Origin of the sequence: Streptomyces sp. NPDC026659, assembly GCF_040638245.1 — a bacterium.
In the GTDB taxonomy this organism is placed as follows: domain Bacteria; phylum Actinomycetota; class Actinomycetes; order Streptomycetales; family Streptomycetaceae; genus Streptomyces.
Genome location: NZ_JBEZXY010000003.1, coordinates 23308 through 49689, shown reverse-complemented (window position 1 = coordinate 49689; position 26382 = coordinate 23308). Strand labels below are relative to the sequence as shown.

At 70.3% G+C, this 26382-nt stretch carries 19 protein-coding genes and 5 tRNA genes; 12 read left to right on the top strand and 12 right to left on the bottom strand.

The window, feature by feature from the left end; all coding sequences use genetic code 11:
* Window positions 1-2: 2 nt before the first annotated feature.
* Entirely contained in the window at window positions 3-1475 is a 1473-nt protein-coding gene (locus AB0E91_RS09075) for an MFS transporter (protein WP_361777505.1), read from the bottom strand.
* Window positions 1476-1571: 96 nt separating this feature from the next.
* On the opposite strand from AB0E91_RS09075, the gene AB0E91_RS09070 reads away from it, so the two are divergent.
* From AB0E91_RS09070 to purM, 5 genes are all read left to right on the top strand, one after another.
* Window positions 1572-2231, top strand: a complete 660-nt coding sequence (locus AB0E91_RS09070; RefSeq protein ID WP_361777502.1) for a helix-turn-helix domain-containing protein — start codon at window positions 1572-1574, stop codon at window positions 2229-2231.
* A gap of 10 nt (window positions 2232-2241) precedes the next feature.
* Window positions 2242-3000, top strand: coding sequence for a sterol carrier family protein (locus AB0E91_RS09065; protein ID WP_361777499.1), 759 nt, complete (start codon window positions 2242-2244; stop codon window positions 2998-3000).
* A 61-nt stretch (window positions 3001-3061) separates the two neighbouring features.
* Complete coding sequence (locus AB0E91_RS09060; protein WP_361777496.1) at window positions 3062-3517, top strand: META domain-containing protein; 456 nt, start codon at window positions 3062-3064, stop codon at window positions 3515-3517.
* Between the two features lie 201 nt (window positions 3518-3718).
* A complete protein-coding gene (gene purF / locus AB0E91_RS09055; protein WP_361777493.1) occupies window positions 3719-5248 on the top strand; it encodes an amidophosphoribosyltransferase in 1530 nt (509 codons plus the stop codon).
* A 42-nt stretch (window positions 5249-5290) separates the two neighbouring features.
* The gene (gene purM, locus AB0E91_RS09050; RefSeq protein WP_361777490.1) at window positions 5291-6361 is read left to right on the top strand and encodes a phosphoribosylformylglycinamidine cyclo-ligase; all 1071 of its coding nucleotides are present in this window, start codon (window positions 5291-5293) and stop codon (window positions 6359-6361) included.
* Window positions 6362-6492: 131 nt separating this feature from the next.
* Here purM and AB0E91_RS09045 read toward each other — a convergent pair whose 3' ends face one another.
* Together AB0E91_RS09045 and AB0E91_RS09040 are read right to left on the bottom strand one after the other, a co-directional pair.
* Entirely contained in the window at window positions 6493-6744 is a 252-nt protein-coding gene (locus AB0E91_RS09045; RefSeq protein ID WP_161181528.1) for a DUF3073 domain-containing protein, read from the bottom strand.
* A 334-nt stretch (window positions 6745-7078) separates the two neighbouring features.
* Window positions 7079-8176 carry a Glu/Leu/Phe/Val dehydrogenase dimerization domain-containing protein gene (locus AB0E91_RS09040; protein WP_361777486.1) on the bottom strand — a complete coding sequence of 366 codons (1098 nt, stop codon included), beginning with the start codon at window positions 8174-8176 and terminating at the stop codon, window positions 7079-7081.
* A 272-nt stretch (window positions 8177-8448) separates the two neighbouring features.
* Here AB0E91_RS09040 and AB0E91_RS09035 point away from each other — a divergent pair, with 272 nt between their 5' ends.
* Together AB0E91_RS09035 and bldC are read left to right on the top strand one after the other, a co-directional pair.
* Entirely contained in the window at window positions 8449-9291 is an 843-nt protein-coding gene (locus AB0E91_RS09035; protein WP_361777483.1) for a hypothetical protein, read from the top strand.
* A 557-nt stretch (window positions 9292-9848) separates the two neighbouring features.
* On the top strand, window positions 9849-10055 hold the full coding sequence (bldC, locus tag AB0E91_RS09030) for a developmental transcriptional regulator BldC (protein WP_003949541.1): 207 nt from the start codon (window positions 9849-9851) through the stop codon (window positions 10053-10055).
* Between the two features lie 454 nt (window positions 10056-10509).
* Here bldC and AB0E91_RS09025 read toward each other — a convergent pair whose 3' ends face one another.
* The 8 genes from AB0E91_RS09025 to AB0E91_RS08990 form a co-directional block, all read right to left on the bottom strand.
* On the bottom strand, window positions 10510-10707 hold the full coding sequence (locus AB0E91_RS09025) for a DUF6274 family protein (protein WP_361777480.1): 198 nt from the start codon (window positions 10705-10707) through the stop codon (window positions 10510-10512).
* A gap of 123 nt (window positions 10708-10830) precedes the next feature.
* A tRNA-Asp gene (locus tag AB0E91_RS09020) sits at window positions 10831-10905 on the bottom strand.
* 95 nt (window positions 10906-11000) lie between these two features.
* Window positions 11001-14945 (bottom strand): ATP-dependent RNA helicase HrpA, encoded by a 3945-nt coding sequence (gene hrpA, locus AB0E91_RS09015; RefSeq protein ID WP_361777477.1) that lies wholly within the window; start codon window positions 14943-14945, stop codon window positions 11001-11003.
* 623 nt (window positions 14946-15568) lie between these two features.
* Window positions 15569-15642, bottom strand: a tRNA-Phe gene (locus AB0E91_RS09010).
* Window positions 15643-15666: 24 nt separating this feature from the next.
* Window positions 15667-15741 (bottom strand) — tRNA-Asp (locus tag AB0E91_RS09005).
* Between the two features lie 234 nt (window positions 15742-15975).
* Window positions 15976-16048: transfer RNA gene (locus AB0E91_RS09000), tRNA-Glu, on the bottom strand.
* Window positions 16049-16159: 111 nt separating this feature from the next.
* Entirely contained in the window at window positions 16160-17641 is a 1482-nt protein-coding gene (locus AB0E91_RS08995) for a metallophosphoesterase (protein WP_361777474.1), read from the bottom strand.
* A 115-nt stretch (window positions 17642-17756) separates the two neighbouring features.
* On the bottom strand, window positions 17757-18107 hold the full coding sequence (locus tag AB0E91_RS08990; protein WP_361117197.1) for a metallopeptidase family protein: 351 nt from the start codon (window positions 18105-18107) through the stop codon (window positions 17757-17759).
* A 131-nt stretch (window positions 18108-18238) separates the two neighbouring features.
* Between AB0E91_RS08990 and AB0E91_RS08985 the strand changes: the two genes are divergently transcribed.
* The 5 genes from AB0E91_RS08985 (at window position 18239) to AB0E91_RS08965 (ending at window position 24790) form a co-directional block, all read left to right on the top strand.
* On the top strand, window positions 18239-18748 hold the full coding sequence (locus AB0E91_RS08985; RefSeq protein ID WP_361777471.1) for a hypothetical protein: 510 nt from the start codon (window positions 18239-18241) through the stop codon (window positions 18746-18748).
* A 239-nt stretch (window positions 18749-18987) separates the two neighbouring features.
* A complete protein-coding gene (locus AB0E91_RS08980; RefSeq protein ID WP_361777468.1) occupies window positions 18988-21171 on the top strand; it encodes a DEAD/DEAH box helicase in 2184 nt (727 codons plus the stop codon).
* Between the two features lie 139 nt (window positions 21172-21310).
* Window positions 21311-22825, top strand: a complete 1515-nt coding sequence (locus AB0E91_RS08975) for an amino acid permease (RefSeq protein ID WP_361777465.1) — start codon at window positions 21311-21313, stop codon at window positions 22823-22825.
* Between the two features lie 76 nt (window positions 22826-22901).
* Window positions 22902-22974: transfer RNA gene (locus tag AB0E91_RS08970), tRNA-Lys, on the top strand.
* Window positions 22975-24373: 1399 nt separating this feature from the next.
* Complete coding sequence (locus tag AB0E91_RS08965) at window positions 24374-24790, top strand: hypothetical protein (protein WP_361777462.1); 417 nt, start codon at window positions 24374-24376, stop codon at window positions 24788-24790.
* A 209-nt stretch (window positions 24791-24999) separates the two neighbouring features.
* Here AB0E91_RS08965 and AB0E91_RS08960 read toward each other — a convergent pair.
* Window positions 25000-26382 (bottom strand): hypothetical protein (locus tag AB0E91_RS08960; protein ID WP_361777459.1); only part of this gene is annotated, 1383 nt, incomplete at its 5' end.

Below are 26382 nucleotides of genomic sequence, written 5' to 3'. Positions count from 1 at the left end.
GTTCAGGCGGGGAGCGGCTCCCGCACCGGCTCACCCGGCCCGCCCGGAACGGGCCGCCGCCTCGGCAGCCGCAGCGCCAGCAGCAGGCACAGCAGCATGATTCCGGCCCCGCACAGGAACACCGTGTCCGTCGCGGAGACGTACGCGGCCATGCCCCGCACCCGGTCCGCGCCGCGCAGCGCGGCCAGGGAGCCGACGTCGCCCGGGCCGTCGTAGAGGCGGCTCAGCAGGGTGCCGAAGAGCGTGGCGCCCAGTGAGGTGCCGAGGGTCTGGAAGAAGCGGGCGGCGGTGGTGGCCACGCCGAGCTGGTGCGCGGGCGCGGCGTCCTGCGCCAGCTGGATCAGCTGGCCGAGGAGCTGGCCGAACCCGGCGCCGAGCAGCAGCAGCGCGCCGCGCACCTGCCAGAGCGAGGTGGTGGTGCCGGTGCCGGCCAGCAGCAGGAACGCGGCCAGGGTGACGATCGTGCCGCTGATCACGAAGGTCCGCTCGGACCAGCCGCGTGCGGTGAGCCGGCCGGTGACCAGGCCGACGGCCATGATGCCCACCGCCATCGGCAGCAGGAAGAGCCCGGCGGAGGAGCTGGGGACGGCGCGGACGAGCTGGAGGTAGACCAGCACGTAGTAGGTCGCGCCGGTCATGGCGAGCCCGATGAGTCCCTGGAGGGCGAAGCCGAGGCGGAGTTCGGGGACGCGGAACATCGGCAGCGGCAGGATCGGCTCGGCCGCGGTGGCCTGGCGGACGAGCAGCAGGGCGAGTGCGACGACGCACCCCAGGGCCAGGCCGACGATCTCCGGCGAGGACCAGGCGTACCGCTTGCCGCCCCACTCGGTGACCAGCAGCAGCGTGGTCGCGAAGGCCGCGGCGAGGGCGGCGCCGGGGAAGTCGATGGCGTGGGAGCGGGTGGCGCGCGGGAGTTTCAGGACGACCACGGCGGTGGCGAGCGCGGCGATGCCGAGGGGCAGGTTGATGAAGAAGGCCCAGCGCCAGCTCGCGTGCTGGGCGAGGAAGCCGCCGAGCCAGGGTCCGACCGCCATGCCGCCGCCCGCGACGACCCCGCCCGCGCCCGCGCTCCGGTTCCGCTTCTCGCCGGGGCCCTTGAGCTGGGCGATCACCACGATCGTGACGCTCATCAGGCCGCCCGCGCCGACGCCCTGCACCGCGCGGGACGCGATCAGCCAGCCCAGCGAGGGAGCCGCGCCGCACAGCGCCGAGCCGGTCAGGAAGGCACCGAGCGCGCCGAGGAAGACGGGCTTGGCGCCGAGCGTGTCGCAGAGCTTGCCGTAGAGCGGCAGCATCGCGGCGGAGGCCAGTGAGAACGCGCTGACCAGCCAGGGGATCTTCGAGATGCCGTGGGCCGGGTCGAGATCCCGGACGATCGGGACGGTCGCGGCGGACACGATCTGCATGTCCAGGACGGCCAGGACGATCGTGACCAGGCAGACGAGCATGCCGAGGCGGCGCTGAGTCGCAGTCATGGGCCTCACCATGCCCCCTGTTGATGTACTCAGTCAATATTTCATCCAGGCTCAAGCTTCATCCTGGCCTAAAATTCATCGCGGTAAGGTGTGGGCATGGCTGAGGCGATGGGGCTGCGCGAGCGCAAGAAGCGGCAGACGGGGCAGCGGATCTACCGGGTCGCGATCGACCTGTTCGTCGAGCGGGGCTTCGACGACGTCTCCGTGCAGGAGATCGCGGACGCCGCCGAGGTCTCGAAGATGACGGTCTTCAACTACTTCCACACCAAGGAAGACCTGGTCTTCAAGCCGATGGAGGAGCACTTCGCGGACGCCGCCCGCGCCGTGCGCGACCGCGAACCCGGCGAGTCCGCCGTGGACGCCGTACGCCGGCAGTTCCTGGAGATGATCGAGAACCGCGACCCCGCGATCGGCCTCAACCCCGATCCGTTCGCCCACCGGATCCGCCAACTGGTGCTCTCCACCCCGGTACTGACCGAGCGCGCCTTCCTCGCCGCCCAGCGCGGCGCCCGCGAACTGGCCGCGCTGCTGGCCGCCGAGACCGGGGACCTGATGCGGGCCACCGTCGTCGCCGCGACCCTCAGCGCCGCCCGCAACGCCCTGATCGAGGAGCACCACCGCCGCGTGGCCGAGGGCGAGAGCATGGACCTGATCGCCGCCGAGGCGCCCGCGCGCGCCCGGGCCGCCTTCGACCTGATCGACAACGGCCTGCGCGGTTACGCCGTCCGGGAGTCCGGCGGCGCCCGGGACGCATAGGGTCACCGGCATGCCCCCGGCCAAGAAACGCCCCCGTCGGTACGACCCCGCCAAGATCCGCGCGGCGGTTCTCGCCCAGCTCGGTCAGGTACGGGAGGCCGTACGGGACCTCGACTCCGGGCCGGTGCTCCGGCTGACGGCGGCGGTCGCCGCGTCGCTCGCCGAGGTCGGGCACGCGGTCGAGCGCCCCGCCGGGCCGAGGGCGACGCTCACCCCGGCCGGGTGGTTCCTGGCGCCGGGGACCAGGCCGAGCGCACCGGACGCACCGGACGCACCGAGCGCACCGGACGCACCAGCCGCTCCGCTCGCCGACGTCGAGCGGAGTCTCCGCGGCCTCCTCGACGCCCACCCCGCCGAACGGCTCGTGGAGACCGGCTCCGGGGTCATGACCCTCGACGACTTCCTGGTCACCCGGCTCGTCGATCTGGTGCTGTGCGCCGACGACCTCAACACGAGCGTCCCCGGCCTCGATGTACCGCTCGACCGGCAGGCCCTCGCCGCCGCCACCCGCGTGCTCGCCGACGCCCTCGCCCTGAAGGCGCCCGGCGGCTCCACCGAGGTCCGCGTGCCGCCGTACGCCGTGGTCCAGTGCGTGGAAGGCCCCCGGCACACGCGCGGCACCCCGCCCAACGTCGTGGAGACCGCCCCGCTGACCTGGCTGCGACTCGCCACCGGCCGCCTGACCTGGCCGGACGCCCTCGCGCGGGCCGAGGTGAGCGCGAGCGGCGAGCGCGCGGACCTGTCGGGACTGCTCCCGCTGCTGCCGTAGCGGAAGACCGGGGCGGAAGGCCACGGCGGAACCCCGGGCACCTCCAGCACGTCGAACCGGTATGTACCGGTACAAGCAGTGCAGGACCCTGACGGCGGCCGCCGTGCTCGTCCCGGTCATGGTGGCCTGTGGAAGCGAGGGGGCGGCCAGTGGCTCGGTGGGGCCCCGGCAGCCGGTGACCGGTGTGGAGTGGCGGGTCGACAGTCTCACCACCGGGAACACGACCCTCCGCGCCCCCTCCGGCGCCCGGCTGCGCGTGGACGAGGACGGCAGCGCGGGCGGCGACCTCGGCTGCAACACCTTCGGCACCCGGGCCGCCGTGCACGACGACCGGATCTCCTTCGGCGCCCTGCGCACCACCAAGATCGCCTGTGACCCCGCCCGGATGACCTTCGAGCGTGCCCTCGCCGCAGCCCTCGACCGGCAGACCCTCACCGCCCGCACCGAGGACGGGAGACTCACGCTCACAAGCGGTCACGGCGAGCGCGTGAACCTCACCCGGATCGCGCCAGATTGATGTGCGACACCTCACTCGGGACGCCCCCGGGGAGCGGCCGAAGACGCCTCCGGGCGCTGGACCGCGCCGGGAGTCGTCCGATACGCACCGCTGTGACCAGGCGAAACGCAAAAAGACCCAAGGTGATCGCAAGCCCGGGTTCGGCAGCCGCTACGTATCCCCAATTCGGAGTAGCCGTCTGCCTCGCCTACACTCGGAGCCGTGCCACGTGGTGACGGTCGACTCAATCACGATCTGCTTCCCGGCGAAAAAGGCCCCCAGGACGCTTGCGGCGTCTTCGGTGTCTGGGCGCCTGGCGAAGAGGTCGCAAAGCTCACGTACTTCGGGCTCTACGCCCTCCAGCACCGGGGCCAGGAATCCGCGGGAATCGCGGTCAGCAACGGCTCCCAGATCCTCGTCTTCAAGGACATGGGCCTGGTCTCCCAGGTCTTCGACGAAACCTCGCTCGGTTCGCTCCAGGGTCATATCGCGGTCGGACACGCCCGCTACTCGACCACCGGCGCCTCCGTGTGGGAGAACGCCCAGCCGACGTTCCGCGCCACCGCGCACGGTTCGATCGCGCTCGGCCACAACGGCAACCTGGTCAACACCGCGCAGCTCGCGGAGATGGTCGCCGAACTGCCCAAGGACACCAACGGCCGCTCCACCCGCGTCGCGGCCACCAACGACACCGACCTGCTGACGGCGCTCCTCGCCGCCCAGGTCGACGAGGACGGCAAGCCGCTCACCATCGAGGAGGCGGCCCACCGCATCCTCCCGCAGGTGAAGGGCGCCTTCAGCCTCGTCTTCATGGACGAGCACACGCTGTACGCCGCCCGCGACCCGCAGGGCATCCGCCCGCTGGTCCTCGGCCGCCTGGAGCGCGGCTGGGTCGTCGCCTCGGAGTCCGCCGCCCTCGACATCTGCGGCGCCTCCTACGTCCGCGAGATCGAGCCGGGCGAGTTCATCGCCATCGACGAGAACGGCCTGCGCACCTCGCGCTTCGCGGAAGCGAAGCCCAAGGGCTGTGTCTTCGAGTACGTCTACCTGGCGCGCCCGGACACCGACATCGCGGGGCGGAACGTCTACCTCTCCCGTGTGGAGATGGGCCGCCGCCTGGCCAAGGAGGCGCCGGTCGAGGCCGACCTGGTCATAGCCACCCCGGAGTCCGGCACCCCGGCCGCCATCGGGTACGCGGAGGCCTCCGGCATCCCCTTCGGCAACGGCCTGGTGAAGAACGCCTATGTGGGCCGCACCTTCATCCAGCCCTCGCAGACCATCCGCCAGCTGGGCATCCGGCTGAAGCTGAACCCGCTCAAGGAAGTCATCAAGGGCAAGCGCCTGATCGTCGTGGACGACTCGATCGTGCGCGGCAACACCCAGCGGGCCCTGGTGCGGATGCTGCGCGAGGCCGGCGCCGCCGAGGTCCACATCCGGATCTCCTCGCCGCCCGTGAAGTGGCCCTGCTTCTTCGGCATCGACTTCGCCACCCGCGCCGAGCTGATCGCCAACGGCATGACCATCGAGGAGATCGGCACCAGCCTGGGCGCCGACTCGCTCGCGTACATCTCCATCGACGGCATGATCGACGCGACCACCATCGCCAAGCCGAACCTGTGCCGCGCCTGCTTCGACGGCGAGTACCCGATGGAGCTGCCCGACCCGGAGCTGCTCGGCAAGCAGCTGCTGGAGACCGAGCTGGCGGCAGGAACCGCCGCCACCGCCGCGGCCGACGCCATCCGGCGTCCCTGAGCTGCGCCGTCAGAGCCGTACGACAGGAAAGTTCTCACAGTCATGTCCTCTGAGACCACGGGTGCCAGCTACGCGAGCGCGGGCGTCGACATCGAGGCGGGCGACCGCGCGGTCGAGCTCATGAAGGAATGGGTGAGGAAGACCCGCCGTCCCGAGGTCCTCGGCGGCCTCGGTGGCTTCGCCGGGCTCTTCGACGCCTCCGCCCTCAAGCGCTACGAGCGACCGCTGCTCGCCTCCGCGACCGACGGTGTCGGCACCAAGGTCGACATCGCCCGGCGCCTCGGCGTGTACGACACCATCGGCCACGACCTGGTCGCCATGGTCATGGACGACATCGTCGTGTGCGGCGCCGAGCCGCTCTTCATGACCGACTACATCTGCGTCGGCAAGGTCCACCCCGAGCGGGTCGCCGCGATCGTCAAGGGCATCGCGGAGGGCTGTGTGCTCGCCGGGTGCGCCCTGGTGGGCGGCGAGACGGCCGAGCACCCGGGCCTGCTCGGTGCGGACGACTTCGACGTCGCGGGCGCCGGTACGGGCGTGGTGGAGGCCGACCGGCTGCTCGGCCCGGATCGCATCCGCAAGGGTGACGCCGTGATCGCCATGGCGTCCTCCGGTCTTCACTCCAACGGGTACTCCCTGGTCCGCCACGTCCTGCTGGAGCGGGCCGGGCTCGCCCTGGAGGCGGAGGTCGCGGAACTGGGCCGCACGCTCGGCGAGGAGCTGCTGGTGCCCACCAAGATCTACTCGCTGGACTGCCTCGCGCTCACCCGCACGACCGAGGTGCACGCCTTCTCGCACATCACCGGCGGCGGCCTGGCGGCCAACCTGGCCCGCGTGATCCCGGACGGCCTGCACGCCACCGTGGACCGCTCCAGCTGGACCCCGGGCGCGATCTTCGACTTGGTCGGCCGTACGGGCGACGTCGAGCGCCTGGAGCTGGAGAAGACCCTGAACATGGGCGTCGGCATGATGGCCGTCGTGCCCGCCGAGTCCGTCGAGGCGGCCCTGACCACCCTGGCCGACCGCGGCGTGGACGCCTGGGTGGCCGGCGAGATCACCGACCGGGACGGCCGCACCTCGGGCGCCGAGCTGACCGGGGACTACGCGCGCTAGAACACCTGTAGGGCGGGCTCCCGCAGGGCGCCCGCCCTCTGTGGTCCCCAGACCCGCCGCGACCGTTTCACACGCAGCACAGAAGCCGGTCGGTGGCAGTGCCACCGACCGGCTTGATGCTCAGTGCAAGGTCAAGCGCCGCGACGGTGCTGTGAGGGACCGTCGTCCTCGTCCTCGTCGTCGTCCTCATAGAGGTCGGCGTAACGGGAGTAGAGGTCGTCCTCGTCATCTTCATCGTCCTCGAACGGCTCGCCGTTCGGCGGCTGGCTCGAAGTCGATGCGCCCAGTTCACTGGCCAGACGTGACAGGTCAGTCCCACCGCTGTTGTACTTCAGCTGGCGGGCGACCTTTGTCTGCTTGGCCTTGGCCCGGCCGCGCCCCATGGCTCGACCCCCTCGGTGACGGGGCTCAACGGCCCCAGAGTCTGACACGCGTTCATGATCTGGAACGGACTCTCCGCAGAGATGCCGGTCCGTAGGGCTTCCACGGTACCTGAGCCCGCGCCCATACGGTACGTCGCCCGCAGCACGCGCGTGTGCACAGGACCCTCGAGGAGCCCTGTCCTCGCTGGTCAACGGCGATTTTAACCACTTATCGGGGTACGACCCGCCGGTGGAAGTGAGAGTTCTCTCCAAGTTGCCTCCGGCGGGTACCGCCCGCCCGTGCGGAGAGGCACCCGCCCCGGGGGCCGCACGGGCGTGAACCGGCCGGTCCGGGTCAGCGTGCCGTGCGGGCGTCCGCCATGCGCCGCTCGGCGATCCGGTCGGCCGCGGCGGCCGGCGGGATGCCGTCCGCCTTTGCGGTCGCGAAGATTTCCAGTGTGGTGTCGAAGATCTTCGCGGCCTTCGCCCGGCACCGCTCGAAGTCGAACCCGTGCAGCTCGTCCGCCACCTGGATCACCCCGCCCGCGTTCACCACGTAGTCCGGCGCGTAGAGGATGCCCCGGTCGGCGATGTCCTTCTCCACGCCCGGGTGCGCGAGCTGGTTGTTGGCCGCGCCGCAGACCACCTTGGCGGTCAGCACGGGCACCGTGCGGTCGTCCAGGGCGCCGCCCAGCGCGCAGGGGGCGTAGATGTCGAGGCCCTCGACGCGGATCAGCTCGTCCGTGCTCGCCACCGCCGTCACCCCCTCGGGGTGCTCCGCCATGACCTGGCGCACCGCGTCCGGACGTACGTCCGTGAGCACGACCTCGGCGCCCTCGGCGCGCAGGTGCCCCACCAGATGGCGGCCCACCTTGCCGACGCCCGCGATGCCGACCCGGCGGCCGCGCAGCGAGGGGTCGCCCCACACGTGCTGGGCGGAGGCGCGCATGCCCTGGTAGACGCCGAAGGCGGTGAGCACGGAGGAGTCGCCCGCGCCGCCGTTCTCCGGGGAGCGGCCGGTGGTCCAGCGGCAGGTGCGGGCCACCACGTCCATGTCCGCGACATAGGTGCCGACGTCGCACGCGGTCACGTAGCGCCCGCCGAGCGAGGCGACCATGCGGCCGTAGGCGAGCAGCAGCTCCTCGGTCTTGTCCCGCTCCGGGTCGCCGATGATCACGGCCTTGCCGCCGCCGTGGTCCAGACCGGCCATCGCGTTTTTGTACGACATCCCGCGCGCGAGGTTGAGGGCGTCGGCGACGGCGTCGGCCTCGGTGGCGTACGGGTGGAAGCGGGTGCCGCCCAGGGCCGGGCCGAGGGCGGTGGAGTGGAGGGCGATGACGGCCTTCAGGCCGGTGGCGCGGTCCTGGCAGAGGACGACCTGCTCATGGCCGCCCTGGTCCGAATGGAAGAGGGTCCGCAGGACGTCAGCGGATGCGCCGGTTGCGTAGGTCACGGTGGTGACTCCTGTGCGTGTAGCGGCGGACGGGGCCGGGCGGCCCCTGGGGTTTCCCCACACTTTTGGCCGTGGGGACGGGTGGCGGGGTGCTGCCACGCGGCCGTTGGGCCGCAAGGCTGAGCGTAGAGCCTGCTCGCGGCCCGTATCCGGGGTACGCGGAGGATCACTCTTCCGCGCCCCGAGGGCCCCTGGCCGTGGCACGATGCGCAGTGGTTCCGAGCCGGACCCGGCGGGGGTTTCGAGCCGGGCGCGAGGGGGAGGGAGGGAGCGTGCCCAAGGTGTCCTCCGTGGTCGTCCCCTATGCCGCGTACCTGCGCGTGTACGAGCCGCTGGCCGCCTTCCCGGAGCCGGAGCGCACCCACTGGGCGCGGTACGCCCGCAGGCGCGACCGTCCCTCGTACCAGGACGAGCTGCGCCGCTCGCTGGCGGACCTGCTGCCCACGCCGCCGGTCGCGGTGCCGGTGCACGAGAGCGCGGACGCCTTCGTGACCGAGGTGGACGGCGTGCTCTGCGTCTGCCCCTGGCGCACTCGGCTGCGCGGCTGGCAGGCGCTGACCGCCCTGGACGAGGAACTGCCCCCGACGGTGCGGGACGCCGTCCTGCCGCCGCTGGTGCGCCGCCAGGCGGCCCTGGACTACGAGCGCTGGCTCGCCCGCAACCCCGACGCCCGCCCCTGGATCCGCACCGCGACCTGGCAGGTGCCGCTCAACTGGTTCGTGCTCGTCGGCGACGAGGAGCGGCGGTTCGGGAAGGGCACCGGCGAGGTGCCCCCGATGCTGCGCTACCGCACGCCGATGGTGCAGGCCAGGCGGCGCGTGGCGCGGGCGCTGCGCACCCTGAAGGACGCCGTCGAGGAGGGCCCGCTGATCGACGGCCTGGTGGACGTCGGCCGCTGGCTGGAGGAGTTCCACCCCCGCTCACTGGTGGAGCTGGACTACGGCGGTCTGGTGCACGCGGTGCCAGCGGGAGCGCTGGAGGACGACCACTCCGCGGCGGACGTGGCCGCGGGCATCGACGCGCTGCGCCGGGGCGACGGCCCGGCCGCGGGGCGGGCCTACGGCAGGCTCGTGCAGCGCTGGCGCGCGGTACGGGACCTTCGTTCGGCGAACTGATCGCCGTATCCGCGACAACGGGCGAACTGATCGCCGAATCCGTACGTACTCCTTGATGACGGCGCATCCCGAACAGATGAGAAGTGACGCAGGTCACGGTCGAAATAGCCTCGAACAGCGTACGGTCTGGGGACTTGACTCATCTGACGGGATGTTGGTCCCGATCCGGGCTTTTCCCATCAAGGGTGATGGACGGCACTTACGCGGCTCTTGCGTCTCTTGCCGCCCCTCGTGCCAAAATAGGACAAGGAGCCCGGGGAGGGCTCCGTCTTTGGGGGGTCTGGTGCCTCCTGATCGCCGAAGTGACTGATCGTCACATCGGCGTGACTGTCCGCTATGGCATGGTCCATCGGCTTCCGTCGCTGATGAACACCTGGGAGGGCAATTCCATCGGTTTGGCCGACGCGGCTGGACAGATGGTGTAGTTGTAGTGCCGAGGACAAGCCGTTCGTCCTATAACCGACTCGACTCGCGTCCGCCATTTCGGGCAACGCGGGTCAAGGTGCAGAATTTAGAGGAAAGAACCGAGAACGTCGGTTCTCCCGAGGAGGCCGCTCATGACCGCTCGCACCCCTGATGCCGAGCCGCTGCTGACCCCGGCTGAGGTCGCCACCATGTTCCGTGTCGACCCCAAGACGGTCACGCGGTGGGCGAAGGCCGGCAAGCTCACGTCGATCCGCACGCTCGGCGGGCACCGCCGCTACCGCGAGGCGGAGGTCCGCGCCCTGCTCGCGGGCATCCCGCAGCAGCGCAGCGAGGCCTGAACAACTCCATAACCGGGCAGAACGACCGAACCCCAACTGGTCGGGGCGCCCGGAACCCTGGCTCTGAACGACGCGGGACCTGCCCCAACAGGCCCCCCGCCCCAGCCGATTCCATTGCTTGAGTAAGTGGCACAGGGTGCGTCGTAGATCGCGCTGGACTCCGCCGGGTCCAGCGCGATCTTTTTTGTGCCCCCGAACAGGCGTCGGACCGCTGCCCGGTGGCCCTTCCTGATCCTCCGTGAGCGGCCTTGTCGGGGTTGTGTCGGAGTCTGGGGAGGAGTGTGGGAAGCGCTGTGCGTGACCCGTGAGGCAGGTGCAATTGCACATATTAAATTGACCTGTTGTATGACAGTGGTAAGAACCCCACTTTCAAAAAATCATGCCGTGACTCCCGCCACACGGCCTGCTCCTTGTCGCGGGGCACACCTGTGCGCTATTGGAGTCGTGCGCCTCATCAGCCCTTGTGGGAACGGGTGTTGGGCTTCTCGTCCGGCTCCTCGTCCGGTTCCTCGGCGTGCGCGTCGGTGTCCATGGCGAGCCGCTGGAGGCGGTGGCAGACGGGACAGTGGCGGGTGGCGTGCCGATAGGCGGACGCGGCCGACAGGTGCGCCCTCAGGAGCGCTCGCGTCGCATGCCTGGCCGATGCCGCCATCCGTCACCTCCGGGGGCCGCACGGGGGGAGACGGCCTGCCTTCTGGGTACCGAGCCCGGCCGGCGCCGTCAAGAGTGCCGGGAACGACGAAAGGGCCCCCTCGCGGGGGCCCTTCCTTTTCTGCGGTCCTGACGGGATTTGAACCCGCGGCCTCCACCTTGACAGGGTGGCGAGCACTCCAAACTGCTCCACAGGACCATCTCTCGCTGCACTCGGCTGCTGCGTTGTGCTGCGAGAAGGACTGTACACGAGGGTGGATGTCCCGGTCGAACTCACCCTCCGCGCACGATCCGCTACGGTGCCAGGGCGTCGATCGCCTTCACGATCCGCTTGTCGGAGACGGGATGGGCGGTGCCCAGCGCGTGGGCGAAGTAGCTGACCCGCAGCTCCTCGATCATCCAGCGGATGTCGAGCACCTGCCGGGGCACCGGGCGCCCCTGCGGCAGCTGCTCCAGGAGCCACGCGTACTCGTCGCGCATCTCCTGGACCTTCTCCATGCGGGCGGTGTCCCGCTGGACGTTCGTCGGCATCTGCTGCAGCCGCCGGTCGGCGGCCACCAGGTAGCGCATCAGGTCCGGCAGCCGCTTCAGTCCCGCCCAGGTCACGAAGCCGGGCTTCACCAGGGCGTCCAGCTGCTGCCGCACGTCCGTCAGATTGGCGAGCAGCACCGGGCTCCGCACCGACTTCAGCCGCCGCTCGGCCGCCTGCCAGGCCGCGAGCACCTGCTGCGTCTGGGCGACGGCGCGGACCGTGGTGTCCACGATCTCCGCGCGCACCTTGTCGTAGAGCTTCCGGTACGACTCCTCGTCCCACACCGGGCCGCCGAAGTCCGCGATCAGCTTGTCGGCCGCGGCCATCGCGCAGTCGTCGAAGAGGGCCTGCACCGAGCCGTGCGGGTTGGCCGAGAGCGCCAGCTTCTGGGCGTTCGTCAGCTTGTCGGCGGCGAACTTGGCCGGGTTCACCGGGATGTTGCGCAGGATGAGCCGACGCGTGCCCTTCCACATGGCCTCGGCCTGCTCCTCCTCGGTGTCGAAGAGGCGTACGGAGACCGTGTCGCCGTCGTCCACCAGGGCCGGGTAGGCCCTGACGGGCTGTCCGGCCCGCCGGGTCTCGAAGACGCGGGTGAGCGTGCCGATCGTCCAGTCGGTCAGGCCCGAGCGCTCAAGGGACTCGCCGCCCTGCCGTGAGGCGGTGGCCGCGGCGGCCTGCGAGAGGGCCTTGCGGGCCTTCGGGCGCAGCTGGAGCTTCAGCGCCTCCAGGTCCTTGCCCTCGGCCAGGCTGCGGCGCCGTTCGTCCACGATCCTGAAGGTGACCTTCAGATGGTCGGGCACCTTGGACCAGTCGAAGTCCGCGGCCTCGAAGGGCACGCCGACCATGCGCTTCAGCTCGCGCGCCATGGTGGTCGTCAGCGGCTCCTGGAGGGGAACCGCCCGGTCCAGGAACCTCTTGGCGTAGTTGGGCGCGGGGACGTAGTTGCGGCGGATCGGCTTGGGCAGCGTGCGGATGAGCTCGGTGACGACCTCCTCGCGCAGGCCCGGGATCTGCCAGTCGAAGCCCTCGTCGGTGACCTGGTTGAGCACCTGGAGCGGGATGTGCACGGTCACACCGTCGGCGTCCGCACCCGGCTCGAACTGGTACGTCACCCGGAACTTGAGGTTCCCCTGGTGCCAGGTGTCGGGGTAGTCGGCCTTGGTGACCGCCTCCGCCGACTCCCGGATGAGCATCTCCCGCTCGAAGTCCAGGAAGTCGGGCTGCTCGTGCCGCTTGTGCTTCCACCAGGAGTCGAAGTGGGCGCCGGAGACGACGTGTTCGGGCACCCGCTGGTCGTAGAAGTCGAACAGCGTCTCGTCGTCCACGACGATGTCCCGGCGCCGGGCGCGGTGTTCCAGCTCCTCGACCTCGCCGAGGAGCTTGCGGTTGTCGGCGAAGAACTTGTGGTGGGTGCGCCAGTCGCCCTCGACCAGGGCGTTGCGGAGGAAGAGCTCGCGGGACACCTCGGGGTCGACGCGGCCGTAGTTCACCTTGCGCTGGGCGACGATCGGGACGCCGTACAGCGTCACCTTCTCGTACGCCATCACGGCCGCCTGGTCCTTCTCCCAGTGCGGTTCGCTGTACGTCCGCTTCAGGAGGTGGCCGGCGAGCGGCTCGACCCACTCGGGCTCGATCTTCGCGTTGACGCGGGCCCAGAGGCGGGAGGTCTCCACGAGTTCGGCCGACATCAGGAACTTCGGCTGCTTCTTGAAGAGCGAGGAGCCGGGGAACACCGCGAACTTGGCGTTGCGGGCGCCCAGGTACTCGTTCTTGTTGCCGTCCTTCACGTCCTTCATGCCGACGTGGGAGAGGAGGCCCGCGAGCAGGGAGACATGGATGAGGTCGGCGGGGGCGTCCTCCTCGCCTATGCGGATGTCCATCTGCTTGGCGACCGTGCGCAGCTGCGAGTAGATGTCCTGCCATTCGCGGATGCGCAGGAAGTTCAGGTACTCCTGCTTGCACATCCGGCGGAAGGCCGACGAGCCGCGCTCCTTCTGCTGCTCGCGGATGTACCGCCACATGTTGAGGTAGGCGAGGAAGTCGCTGGTCTCGTCCTTGAAGCGGGCGTGCTGCTGGTCGGCCTGGGTCTGCTTGTCGGCGGGGCGCTCGCGCGGGTCCTGGATGGACAGCGCGGCGGCGATGACCATGACCTCGCGGACACAGCCGTTCTTCGCGGCCTCCAGGACCATGCGGGCGAGACGCGGGTCGACGGGCAGCTGGGCGAGCTTGCGGCCCATGTCGGTGAGCCGCTTGCGCGGGTCCTTCTGCGCGGGGTCGAGGGCGCCGAGTTCCTGGAGGAGCTGGACGCCGTCGCGGATGTTGCGGTGGTCCGGCGGGTCGATGAAGGGGAACTTCTCGATCTCACCGAGGCCGGCCGCGGTCATCTGGAGGATGACGGAGGCGAGGTTGGTGCGCAGGATCTCGGCGTCCGTGAACTCCGGGCGGGCGAGGAAGTCGTCCTCGGAGTACAGGCGGATGCAGATGCCGTCGCTGGTACGGCCGCAGCGGCCCTTGCGCTGGTTGGCGCTGGCCTGCGAGACCGGCTCGATGGGCAGCCGCTGGACCTTGGTGCGGTGGCTGTAGCGGCTGATCCGGGCGAAACCGGGGTCGATCACGTACTTGATGCCCGGGACGGTCAGCGAGGTCTCGGCGACGTTGGTCGCCAGCACGATCCGCCGGCCGGTGTGCGGCTGGAAGACGCGGTGCTGCTCGGCGTGCGAGAGGCGCGCGTACAGCGGCAGGACCTCGGTGAATCTGTACTTCTTCTTCTCCAGCGCGTCGGCCGTGTCCCGGATCTCGCGCTCGCCGGAGAGGAAGACGAGGATGTCGCCCTGCCCCTCGGCCATCAGCTCGTCGACGGCGTCGGTGATCGCGGTGATCTGGTCGCGGTCGGCATCGGAGGATTCCTCCTCCAGCAGCGGCCGGTAGCGCACCTCCACCGGGTACGTCCGTCCGCTCACCTCGACGATCGGGGCGTCGCCGAAGTGGCGGGAGAAGCGCTCGGGGTCGATGGTGGCCGAGGTGATGACGACCTTGAGGTCCGGGCGCCTCGGCAGCAGCTGGGCCAGATAGCCGAGCAGGAAGTCGATGTTGAGGGACCGCTCGTGGGCCTCGTCGATGATGATCGTGTCGTAGGCGCGCAACTCGCGGTCGGTCTGGATCTCCGCGAGGAGGATGCCGTCCGTCATCAGCTTCACGAAGGTGGCGTCCGGGTTCACCTGGTCGGTGAAGCGGACCTTCCAGCCGACGGCCTCGCCGAGCGGGGTCTTCAGCTCGTCGGCGACGCGCTCGGCCACGGTCCGGGCGGCGATACGGCGGGGCTGGGTGTGCCCGATCATGCCGCGCACACCACGGCCCAGCTCCATGCAGATCTTGGGGATCTGCGTGGTCTTTCCGGAGCCGGTCTCGCCGGCCACGATGACCACCTGGTGATCGCGGATGGCGGCCGCGATCTCGTCCTTCTTCTGGCTGACCGGCAGCTGCTCGGGATAGGTGACGGCGGGCACTCGGGAGCGCCGCGCCTCCATGCGGGAGGCGGCCTGGCCGATGTCGCCCTCGATCTCGGCGAGGACGGCGGCGCGGGCCTCCGGCTTACGGATCTTGCGCGCGCCCTCGAGCCTGCGTCCGAGCCGGTGCGCGTCGCGCAGCGACAGCTCGGTCAGTCGGGAGGCGAGGGCGCTCGGGGCGGGGGCGGGATGCGTAGACATACGCGATCCAGGATCTCACCTCGGGGAAACAGTGCGCGAATGATTTGCCGCCCCGGCGCCGAGCGGAGGACGGGCCCGCGCACAGGCCCGTCCCCTTGGCTCGGCGGCTTCACCGTCCTGGCTCAGCAGCTTCGCTGTCCGGATCTGAAGCCGGACCGGTACCCGTCCTTGAAGCCGTTCTGGTAGTCCCAGCGCGGGTCCAGCAGCGACCGGACCGGGAACTGACGGTGGCCGTCGTTCCAGCGATGGCATGTGCGCTGACCGTCCCGGAACCCGGACCTGAATCCGTCCCGGAATCCCTCCTGGTAGCCCCAGGGTGAAACCGGAAGTCTTGTCACCGTCCCGGTCTGCGCGGTGGCGGGGGCCGCCGAGGCGACCTGCTGGAAGGACACTGGAGCGAGAACGACGGCTGCGGCTACGAACATCGAGCTGAACACAGCCGTCCGCTGTCTTTTCGTGACGGGCATGGGCGCTCCCTCGGGGTGATTTCCGACGAATGGCCGTATTTCACTGTGGCCCCCGCGCCGGAAGCCCGCAACCGCGTGCCACGGCAGCTCCATGGCATACGAAAACACCCCCGCCGGAGACTCCGGAGGGGGTGTCGGCCCTGGTGAGGGCGGTTGTGGCTGGGGCCGGGGTCGAACCGGCGACCTATCGCTTTTCAGGCGATCGCTCGTACCAACTGAGCTACCCAGCCACGAGGTTTCACGTGAAACCTCAGCGGTCCTGACGGGATTTGAACCCGCGGCCTCCACCTTGACAGGGTGGCGAGCACTCCAAACTGCTCCACAGGACCAGGCGCTGTGTACGACAGTGTCGCACACGGTTGCGGGTCTCCCCAACGTGATTCCCACCTGCTGTGAGGTGCGCATCTGCTGGGCTGACGTCGCTGGAGAAGCGTATCAGAGCAACGGGGGTGGTTTGAAAACGAGATTCCCGCACCGCATCGGGGAGGGGAGCGGCCCGGTTCGCAGCCCGGGAACGCGAAAACCCGCTCTGGATCAGAGCGGGTTTCGTGACAAGTCTGCTGTGCCCCCAACGGGATTCGAACCCGTGCTACCGCCTTGAAAGGGCGGCGTCCTAGGCCGCTAGACGATGAGGGCTATCGGCCCGCCGTGGGCGCTTCGCAGCGCGTCGGGGACGTGAGCAGCATAGGGGATGTCCAGTGGTATCGGCAAAACGCTTTACAAGGAGTCGGAGGCTGGCCCGGCCTCTCACTTCTTCACCAGATGACGGCTGACCTCGGCCGTCGTACGCCCCAGGCCGCCCAGCCCGATCTCGTCCCACGCCTGGAGCCTGCGGGTGTCGCGGTCCAGGTAGAGGATCGACGCCTCGATCGGTGCCGGGTACGTCCCCTCGACCGCCCGCAGCCCGCTGCCACCGGTCGAGCCCTCGCGGCGCAGCCGGGTGCCCAGCGGCAGGATCTTCGTCCCCTCGGTGTGCAGATGCCCGCAGAGCACGAGCGGCACCGTGCCGTCCGTCTCCTGTGCCGCCAACGGCTCGTGGGCGACCGCGATGTCCACCGGTGTGCCCTTGGCCCGCTGGTCCCGCAGCGCCGACGCCAGCCGTGCCCCCGCAAGGCGCTCGGCCGCGTCACCGCCGGTCGGCCGGGAGCGGTCGGGCGTGAACTGCGGATCGCCGATGCCCGCGAACCGCACCCCGGCGACCGTCTCGGCCCGGCCCTCGTCCAGGACGTGCACGTTCTTCATGCGCTCCAGATGGCGCTGGGTGGCCAGGGAGTCATGGTTGCCCCTGACCCACACATAGGGCACGCCCAGATCCTCGATCGGGTCCAGGAAGCCGTTCTCCGCCGCCGTGCCGTGGTCCATGGTGTCGCCGGAGTCCACGATCACGTTCACCTTGTACTGGGTCACCAGCGACTCGATGATCTTCCAGCTCGCCGGGTTGAGGTGGATGTCCGACACGTGCAGCACGCGGATCGTGGAGGGGTCGGGCTGGTAGGCGGGCAGCGTGGACGCGACGTCGTACAGCTTCGTCACGTTCGTCACCAGGCGGGCCAGCTCCTTCTGGTAGACGTCGAACTCGGTGACGATGCTGCGCGCGTTGCCGACCACGGACGGCGCCGAGGACAGCAGCCCGGAGAAGCGGGGCTCCAGCACCGAGCGGGGGTTCCAGGTGGCGTAGGCGGAGATGCCCGAGGCCGCGAGCAGGGCGAGGGCCAGTCCGCCGGCCGCCAGTGCGCGGCGGGGCCTGCGGTAGACGGCGAGGCCGAGGACCGTGGCGCCGGTGACGACGGCGACCGAGGAGCGCACCGCGAGGTCGAGCGTGCCGTGCCCGATGTCGTCGGTGACCTCCTGCTGGAGCCCCGACAGCCGCTCCGGGTGGTCCACCAGGGCCTGTGCCCGCACCGGGTCCAGCTGGTCCACGTCGACGTCCAGGCGGAGCGGGGCGACATGGCTGTCCAGGGTGAGCGCGCCCAGCGGCGAGACGTTGATCTTCGTGCCGCCGCTGAGGGAGGGCCGTAGCGCCATGGTGGTGTCCATCGGACCGACCGGCGCGTGGACGTTGCCGACCGCCAGCAGCCCCAGCCAGGCACCGGTGAGCACGACCGTGACGAGGCCGAGTGCCCGCAGCCAGGGGCGGGGCCGGGCGACGAGACCGAGGAAGGGGAGGGGCGGGCGGCGGTCTGGGTTCCGGTTCCGGCGGCGGGACAGGGCGGCGGGGACGCGGGGCATTGGGGCCGTATGCCCAGCGGCGCCACGGGATATGCGGGGGTGCCCGGCGGGGCCCCGGACCGGCTCAGCCTCGGCCCGGCTCCGGCTCCGGCTCGGCTCCGGCCCGGCGTCCGGCTCAGCCCCAGCCCAGTTCGTGCAGTCGGGCGTCCTCGATGCCGAAGTGGTGGGCGACCTCGTGGACGACCGTGACGGCCACCTCGTCCACCACGTCCTCCTGCGTGGCGCAGTACCGCAGGATCGGGCCCATGTAGATCGAGATGCGGTCGGGGAGAACCCCGGCGTACCACTCCCCGCGCTCGGTGAGGGGGGTGCCCTCGTAGAGGCCGAGCAGTTCCGGGTCGTGGGCGGGCGGCTCGTCCTCCACGAAGACGGCCACGTTGTCCATGACCCGCGTCAGTTCCGGCGGGATCCGGTCCAGGGCCTCGCTCACCAGCTCTTCGAACCTGTCGCGTGTCATCTCCAGCACACCGCCATTGTCGGGGACGGACGGCCCGTACGGGGGGTGAGGGTGAGCGGGCTCGAACAACGGGCGTGTCCTCTTGCGGGCGGCGGGAGTTGGTTAGGTCGACTCCGTCCCTTGTCCCGGAGGTGGCCGCCGTGCGCCCCAAGTACGTACCCGTCCGTCTGGTCGTCACGGTGCTGGCCGCCGCCGCTGCCACAGGCTGCGTGCGCGTAGGGGAGGACGCGGGCCCGGCCCGGCCCCAGCACTCGGCGGGGCAGCGCCACGGCGGTGTGCCGGGCGGCGCCCCGGTCGCGGGCGGCGGCGGCCAGGAGCACGAGGAGGCGGCGGCCGACGACAAGCACGGGCACGGCGGGAAGAAGAAGCCGGGCGAGCCGGCCTCCGCGTCCGCCAGCGCCTCCGGCAAGCACGACCGCTCGGCGGCGCCGTCGCAGCCGGACCGGACCGTGCACCCGGGCGAGCCCGCCCCGACCAACCTGCCGCCGACCCCGCCCGCCAGCTCGGCCCCGCCGGAGCCGCCCGCCTCCAGCCCCCCGCCGCCGGACACCACGCCTCCGTCGGCCGAGCCGTCCTCCTCGGCGCACGAGGACCCGGCGCCGCAACTGGCCGGACGGGTGCCGCTTCCGGCGGTGGCGGTGGCGGCGTAAGGACGTCCATGCGCGGCTTACCAGGGCCGCGTACGGCCCCCACCGGCGGGTTTGCCTTCGAGGGTGGGGGGTGCGTATGGTGGTAGATCGTTTGATCCCATTTGCCCGGCGCCACCGCAGAGCGCGCCGTGTGGCGCGTACTCTCCTTTGCCGTGGCGGACCGCATCTAGGCGGTCGTAGAGCGAAACACGGAGTTGACGGGCGCGTGCCGAAGACACTCCGGAAGGTTTCGCATTCGCATGTCCGTGTCCAGTACTGATCAGTTCGTCGTGCCCGAGAACGCCGAGAACGGGGACGCCCCCGTCGACGAGACGAACGAGGTCATCGCTGTCGTCGAAGCCGTCGAGGCCGACGACACCACCGACACCACCCCCGAGATCACCTTCGCCGACCTCGGTCTCCCCGAGGGCATCGTGCGCAAGCTCGCGCAGAACGGCGTCACCACCCCGTTCCCGATCCAGGCCGCGACCATCCCGGACGCCCTGGCCGGCAAGGACATCCTCGGCCGTGGCCGCACCGGCTCCGGCAAGACCCTCTCCTTCGGTCTGCCGACCCTGGCCACGCTGGCCGGCGGCCGCACCGAGAAGAAGCGCCCGCGCGCCGTCATCATGACGCCGACCCGCGAGCTGGCGATGCAGGTCGCCGACGCCCTCCAGCCCTACGGCGACGTCCTCGGCCTGAAGATGAAGGTCGTCTGCGGCGGTACCTCGATGGGCAACCAGATCTACGCCCTGGAGCGCGGCGTCGACATCCTCGTCGCCACCCCGGGCCGTCTGCGCGACATCATCAACCGCGGCGCCTGCTCGCTGGAGGACGTGCAGGTCGCGGTCCTCGACGAGGCCGACCAGATGTCCGACCTGGGCTTCCTGCCCGAGGTCACCGAGCTGCTCGACCAGGTCCCGGCTGGCGGCCAGCGCATGCTCTTCTCGGCCACCATGGAGAACGAGATCTCCACGCTGGTCAAGCGCTACCTGGTCGACCCGGTCTCGCACGAGGTCGACGCGGCCCAGGGCGCGGTGACGACCATGTCGCACCACATCCTCATCGTGAAGCCCAAGGACAAGGCGCCGGTCACCGCCGCGATCGCCTCCCGCAAGGGCCGCACGATCATCTTCGTCCGTACCCAGCTGGGCGCCGACCGCGTCGCCGAGCAGCTGCGCGAGTCCGGCGTGAAGGCCGACGCGCTGCACGGCGGCATGACCCAGGGCGCCCGCACCCGCACCCTGGCCGACTTCAAGGACGGTTACGTCAACGTCCTGGTCGCCACCGACGTCGCCGCGCGCGGTATCCACGTCGACGGCATCGACCTCGTCCTGAACGTCGACCCGGCGGGCGACCACAAGGACTACCTGCACCGTGCAGGGCGTACCGCCCGCGCGGGCCGTACCGGCACGGTCGTCTCCCTGTCGCTGCCGCACCAGCGCCGTCAGATCTTCCGCCTGATGGAGGACGCCGGTGTCGACGCCGGGCGTCACATCATCCAGGGCGGCGACGCCTTCGACGCGGAGGTCGCCGAGATCACCGGCGCCCGCTCCATGACCGAGGTCCAGGCCGAGTCGGCGGGCAACGCCGCGCAGCAGGCCGAGCGCGAGGTCGCCCAGCTCAGCAAGGAGCTGGAGCGCGCCCAGCGCCGCGCCGCCGAGCTGCGCGAAGAGGCCGACCGTCTCGTGGCCCGGGTCGCCCGTGACCGTGGCGAGGACCCCGAGGCCGCCGTCGCCGAGGCCCAGGCGTCCGCCGAGCAGGCCGTTGCCGAGGCGTCCGCCGAGGCAGAGCGTCCGGCCGCGCGCGAGACCGAGCGCCGTCCCTTCGACCGTGACCGTCGCGATGACCGCGGTGGCCGTACTTTCGAGCGTCGTGACGACCGTGGCGGTCGTGGGTTCGAGCGTCGTGACGACCGTGGTGGCCGTGGGTTCGAGCGTCGTGACGACCGTGGTGGCCGTGGCTTCGACCGCGACCGCAACGACCGTGGTGACCGTGGTGGCTTCGAGCGCCGTGACGACCGCGGTGGCCGTACTTTCGAGCGTCGTGACGACCGTGGCGGTCGTGGGTTCGAGCGTCGCGACGACCGTGGTGGCCGTGGCTTTGAGCGTCGTGACGACCGGGGTGGCCGTGGCTTCGACCGCGACCGCAACGACCGTGGTGACCGTGGTGACCGTGGTGGCTTCGAGCGTCGTGACGACCGCGGTGGCCGCACCTTCGAGCGTCGTGACGACCGTGGCGGCTTCCGCCGCGACGAGCGCACCGGCCACCGGGGCAGCGACCGCCCGTTCAACCGCGAGCGCCGCGACGACCGCCCGGGCTTCCGCTCCGGCGGCCACGACCGCCCGCAGGGCCGCCGTGACGACCACCGCGGCAACAGCGGTGGCGGCTCCTCCTCCTTCGGCCGTCGCGACGACAAGCCCCGCTGGAAGCACAACGGCTGACGGCTCGTGAGCCCGTTCTGACGAAGGGCCCGTACGGATTCGCCTCCGTACGGGCCCTTCGTGTTACCCGATGGTTTCCGGCGGTTTCCGGCCATCGAGTGACGCATGTCACGTCGGTCCCCAGGGAATTGCTGGGGGCATGACAGACGATACGAAAATCGGCGGCGAGCCGGTCCTCTCCGACGAGGAGCGGCTCGCCCAGCTCGGCTACACACAGGTGCTGGCGCGCCGCATGTCGGCGTTCTCGAACTACGCCGTGTCCTTCACGATCATCTCGGTACTGTCCGGGTGTCTCACGCTGTACCTCTTCGGCATGGTGACCGGCGGCCCGGCGGTGATCACCTGGGGCTGGGTGGTGGTCGGCCTGATGACCCTGTTCGTCGGGCTGTCGATGGCCGAGATCTGCTCCGCGTATCCCACCTCGGCGGGGCTGTACTTCTGGGCGCACCGGCTCGCCCCGGAGCGGTCGGCGGCCGCGTGGGCGTGGTTCACGGGCTGGTTCAACGTGCTGGGGCAGGTCGCGGTGACCGCCGGCATCGACTTCGGAGCGGCGTCCTTCCTCGGCGCCTGGCTGAACCTCCAGTTCGGCTTCGAGGTGACCCCCGGCCGCACGGTCCTGCTCTTCGCCGCGATCCTGCTGCTGCACGGTCTGCTGAACACCTTCGGCGTCCGCATCGTCGCGCTGCTCAACAGCGTCAGCGTGTGGTGGCACGTGGTGGGCGTGGCCGTCATCGTCGGCGCGCTGGCGATCCTGCCGGACCACCACCAGTCGGCGTCCTTCGTCTTCACGAAGTTCGTCAACGAGACCGGCTGGGGCAGCTCCTTCTACGTCGTCCTGCTCGGCCTGCTGATGGCGCAGTACACCTTCACCGGCTACGACGCCTCCGCCCACATGACCGAGGAGACCCACGACGCGGCGACGGCGGGCCCCAAGGGCATCGTCCGCTCCATCTGGACCTCCTGGATCGCGGGCTTCGTCCTGCTCCTCGGCTTCACCTTCGCGATCCAGTCGTACGACAAGGCGCTGGCGTCCCCGACCGGCGCGCCCCCGGCCCAGATCCTCCTCGACGCCCTCGGCGCCACGACCGGCAAGCTCCTCCTCCTGGTCGTCATCGGCGCCCAGCTCTTCTGCGGCATGGCCTCCGTGACGGCCAACAGCCGCATGATCTACGCCTTCTCCCGTGACGGCGCGCTGCCCTTCTCCCACATCTGGCACACGGTCAGCCCCCGCACCCGCACCCCGGTCGCGGCGGTCTGGCTGGCGGCCCTCGGCGCCCTCGCCCTGGGTCTCCCGTACCTCATCAACTCGACGGCGTACGCGGCCGTGACGTCCATCGCGGTCATCGGCCTCTACATCGCGTACGTCATCCCGACGCTGCTGCGCGTCCGCAAGGGCGACGCCTTCACCCGCGGCCCCTGGCACCTGGGCCGTTGGTCGGTTCCGATCGGCATCGTCTCGGTCGTCTGGGTCGTCCTGATCACGGTCCTCTTCATGCTCCCCCAGGTCTCCCCCGTCACCTGGAAGACCTTCAACTACGCCCCGATCGCCGTCCTGGTGGTCCTCGGCTTCGCGACGACCTGGTGGCTCGCCTCGGCCCGCCACTGGTTCCTCAACCCCGACCGATCCGCCCGCCGGGCCCCGTCCCCCGAGTGACCGACGCGGCCGTGTCCCCGATACCCGATCGGAGACACGGCCACCTCCCGCTATGCTCGGACAGGCAACAACGCCTGGGCCCTTAGCTCAATTGGCAGAGCAGTGGACTTTTAATCCATTGGTTGTGGGTTCGAGTCCCACAGGGCCTACGAGAAGGACCCCCGCTCGACGCAGAGTTGAGCGGGGGTCCTTTCCCTTTTGTCCGGGATGATGCCTGATCTGCTGCCGGCCCGCCGCCGGCCCGAAGGGTCTGTCAGACATGAGACCGGGCGGTCGATCGTCTTGAGGGTGTGCGGTGAACGCCGGGCGGGTCCGCGGGCTGACCCCTGCTCATGCCGCACCGCTCGCGGAGGGCGTTTGTCCTGCCGGGGGCGTGCGGGGTGGTCGCGAGGGTGGGGCGGCCGCGGGGCGTCCTGGTTGGCGTTCATCCGGCGGCAGTGACCGAGTGCGCGCCCGTGACGGCTGACGGTACCGGCGTCCTGTCCGTGTTCCGGAAGCTCGAATTGCGAGGTATTTCGGCTTCACCGGCATTCTGGTAGCCGCGGGCGACCATGATGAAGAATTGTTGCCGGTCGGGCGTGGCCATTTATGACCACAAGGGTGTCGCTACTTTATGCGTCAAGTGGTGCGGCCCTCGGGGTGGCATTCGGCGGACGTGTCGCTATTTCCGGTGACGGCGGCGAGGGCAGTTATTTCCTGACCTGTGGCTTGAGTTGACGCGACCTACCGGTGCGACCAGCATGGGAACCGAGCCGCTTGTCCGGCGTGCCTGAATCCGATGAGCGGCATCCATTTCCCTGGTTCGGGTCGACTGTCCGATGCGTTCGGTGAGTATCGGAATCACCCCCGCAGGAGAAGAGAAATCCATGAGAAAAGGAATTGTGGCAGCCGCGATAACCGCGACGCTGTCGGCAGGGGCGGCTGTTTTCGCCTTTCCCGCAAATCCGGCTGCCGCGGCTCCCTCGGCAACATGCAGCCTGCAGAACGGAACGGTGCAGGGAAGCGGATTCACCCCGGATCAGTCGTACAACGTCACGCGTGGCGGACAGACTATTTCTCGCGTCTCCGCGGGGGCGAACGGCAACGTCCAGGTCGGCGTCACCGGCGGCGGTCCCGTCGCCGTAGGCGGCACGCAGTGTTCGTCCTCCGGATCGGAAGCCGGCGGGAACGCCTCGCAGTCCGCCGCGGCGGCCGCGGCGACCGCGAAGGGTACGGCGGCGGCGCAGCAGGCGGTACGCAGCGGAGCATCTCAGGCCCAGGCGGTCGCCATCGGGCGGCAGACGGCCCAAGCGGAGGCGCAGCGGCTCGGGTTGCCGCCCACCGTGGTGAACCAGGTCACCAACAACACGACCAACATCGTCAACAACACGATCAGCGGCGGCACCGGCAACACGATCGGAGGCACCCAGATCGGCGGCCAGGGCAACACCCAGGGCGGCACGCAGGGCGGGACAGGCAACACTCAGGGCGGGACCCAGGGCGGGACCGGGAACACCCAGGGTGGAACTCAGGGTGGCGGGACCGGGAACACCCAGGGTGGGACCCAGGGTGGCGGAACTGGCAATACCCAGGGTGGAACTCAGGGTGGCGGGACCGGGAACACCCAGGGTGGAACTCAGGGTGGCGGGACCGGGAACACCCAGGGTGGAACTCAGGGTGGCGGAACTGGCAATACCCAGGGTGGAACTCAGGGTGGCGGAACTGGCAATACCCAGGGTGGAACTCAGGGTGGCGGGACCGGCAATACCCAGGGTGGGACCCAGGGTGGCGGGACCGGGAACACCCAGGGCGGGACTCAGGGTGGCGGAACTGGCAATACCCAGGGTGGAACTCAGGGTGGCGGCACCGGCAATACCCAGGGTGGAACTCAGGGTGGCGGTGCTGGGAACACCCAGGGCGGGACTCAGGGTGGCGGCACCGGCAGTACTCAGGGCGGAACCCAGGGTGGTGCCACGGCACCGGTAGTCCCCACGACGCCTGTCACCTGACGGCAAAGCACATCCGCGGTGGAACGGGAAACGCCGCGCGTCACACATCACCAGACGCCGAAGTCGGTACGACCTGACAGGGAAGAGAGGAAAACAGTTATGCGGCACTCTCGGAGGCAGCAAATAGCGACCGCGATAGCGTCGGCGGCCATGGTGGGAGGCATCATCACCATCGGCGGCCCGGCCTCAGCGGCACCGGTATCGACTCCTTCCGATACGACGACGCAGGCGCACCACCTGTCGCCAGAGAAGCCGAAGCCGTGCAAGCAGCGCAAGAACTGCAAGGTCAGGGGCAACACCCAGGGCGGGACCCAGGGTGGCGGCCGGGGCAACACCCAGGGCGGCACGCAGGGTGGCGGTACTGGGAACACTCAGGGTGGAACTCAGGGTGGCGGGACCGGTAACACTCAGGGCGGGACCCAGGGTGGCGGGACCGGTAACACTCAGGGCGGGACCCAGGGTGGCGGGACCGGTAACACTCAGGGCGGCACGCAGGGTGGCGGCGCTGGCAATACCCAGGGTGGAACCCAGGGCGGTGGCACCGGGAACACCCAGGGCGGGACTCAGGGTGGCGGTGCCGGGAACACTCAGGGTGGGACCCAGGGTGGCGGTGCTGGCAACACTCAGGGTGGAACCCAGGGCGGTGCTGGTAACACCCAGGGCGGGACCCAGGGTGGCGGTGCTGGTAACACCCAGGGTGGAACCCAGGGCGGTGCCGGTAACACCCAGGGTGGAACTCAGGGTGGCGCTGGTAACACCCAGGGCGGCACCCAGGGCGGCGCTGGCAACACTCAGGGTGGAACCCAGGGCGGTGGCCGGGGTAACACTCAGGGTGGAACTCAGGGTGGCGCTGGTAACACTCAGGGCGGGACCCAGGGCGGTGCCGGTAACACTCAGGGTGGAACCCAGGGCGGTGCTGGCAACACTCAGGGTGGGACCCAGGGTGGCGGTGCTGGCAACACTCAGGGCGGCACGCAGGGTGGCGGCGCTGGTAACACTCAGGGTGGAACCCAGGGCGGTGCCGGTAACACTCAGGGTGGAACCCAGGGCGGTGCTGGCAACACTCAGGGCGGGACCCAGGGTGGCGGTGCTGGCAACACTCAGGGCGGCACGCAGGGTGGCGGTGCCGGTAACACCCAGGGCGGCACTCAGGGTGGCGGCGCTGGTAACACCCAGGGCGGCACCCAGGGCGGTGCCGGTAACACCCAGGGTGGGACCCAGGGTGGCGGCGCTGGCAACACCCAGGGTGGAACCCAGGGTGGCGGCCGGGGCAACACCCAGGGCGGGACCCAGGGTGGCGCTGGCAACACTCAGGGTGGAACCCAGGGCGGCGGTGCCGGTAACACCCAGGGCGGCACTCAGGGTGGCGGCGCTGGCAACACCCAGGGCGGCACTCAGGGTGGCGGCGCTGGCAACACCCAGGGCGGAACCCAGGGCGGCGCTGGCAACACCCAGGGCGGGACCCAGGGCGGTGCTGGCAACACCCAGGGCGGGACCCAGGGCGGTGCTGGCAACACCCAGGGCGGGACCCAGGGCGGTGCTGGCAACACCCAGGGCGGGACCCAGGGC

Excerpts from the sequence above, each read along its gene's own strand:
- AB0E91_RS09075 (WP_361777505.1), bottom strand. The coding sequence starts at position 1,475 with ATGACTGCGACTCAGCGCCGCCTCGGCATGCTCGTCTGCCTGGTCACG.
- AB0E91_RS09070 (WP_361777502.1), top strand. The coding sequence starts at position 1,572 with ATGGCTGAGGCGATGGGGCTGCGCGAGCGCAAGAAGCGGCAGACGGGG.
- AB0E91_RS09065 (WP_361777499.1), top strand. The coding sequence starts at position 2,242 with ATGCCCCCGGCCAAGAAACGCCCCCGTCGGTACGACCCCGCCAAGATC.
- AB0E91_RS09060 (WP_361777496.1), top strand. The coding sequence starts at position 3,062 with ATGTACCGGTACAAGCAGTGCAGGACCCTGACGGCGGCCGCCGTGCTC.
- purM (WP_361777490.1), top strand. The coding sequence starts at position 5,291 with ATGTCCTCTGAGACCACGGGTGCCAGCTACGCGAGCGCGGGCGTCGAC.
- AB0E91_RS09045 (WP_161181528.1), bottom strand. The coding sequence starts at position 6,744 with ATGGGGCGCGGCCGGGCCAAGGCCAAGCAGACAAAGGTCGCCCGCCAG.
- bldC (WP_003949541.1), top strand. The coding sequence starts at position 9,849 with ATGACCGCTCGCACCCCTGATGCCGAGCCGCTGCTGACCCCGGCTGAG.
- AB0E91_RS09025 (WP_361777480.1), bottom strand. The coding sequence starts at position 10,707 with ATGGCGGCATCGGCCAGGCATGCGACGCGAGCGCTCCTGAGGGCGCAC.
- hrpA (WP_361777477.1), bottom strand. The coding sequence starts at position 14,945 with ATGTCTACGCATCCCGCCCCCGCCCCGAGCGCCCTCGCCTCCCGACTG.
- AB0E91_RS08995 (WP_361777474.1), bottom strand. The coding sequence starts at position 17,641 with ATGCCCCGCGTCCCCGCCGCCCTGTCCCGCCGCCGGAACCGGAACCCA.
- AB0E91_RS08980 (WP_361777468.1), top strand. The coding sequence starts at position 18,988 with ATGTCCGTGTCCAGTACTGATCAGTTCGTCGTGCCCGAGAACGCCGAG.
- AB0E91_RS08975 (WP_361777465.1), top strand. The coding sequence starts at position 21,311 with ATGACAGACGATACGAAAATCGGCGGCGAGCCGGTCCTCTCCGACGAG.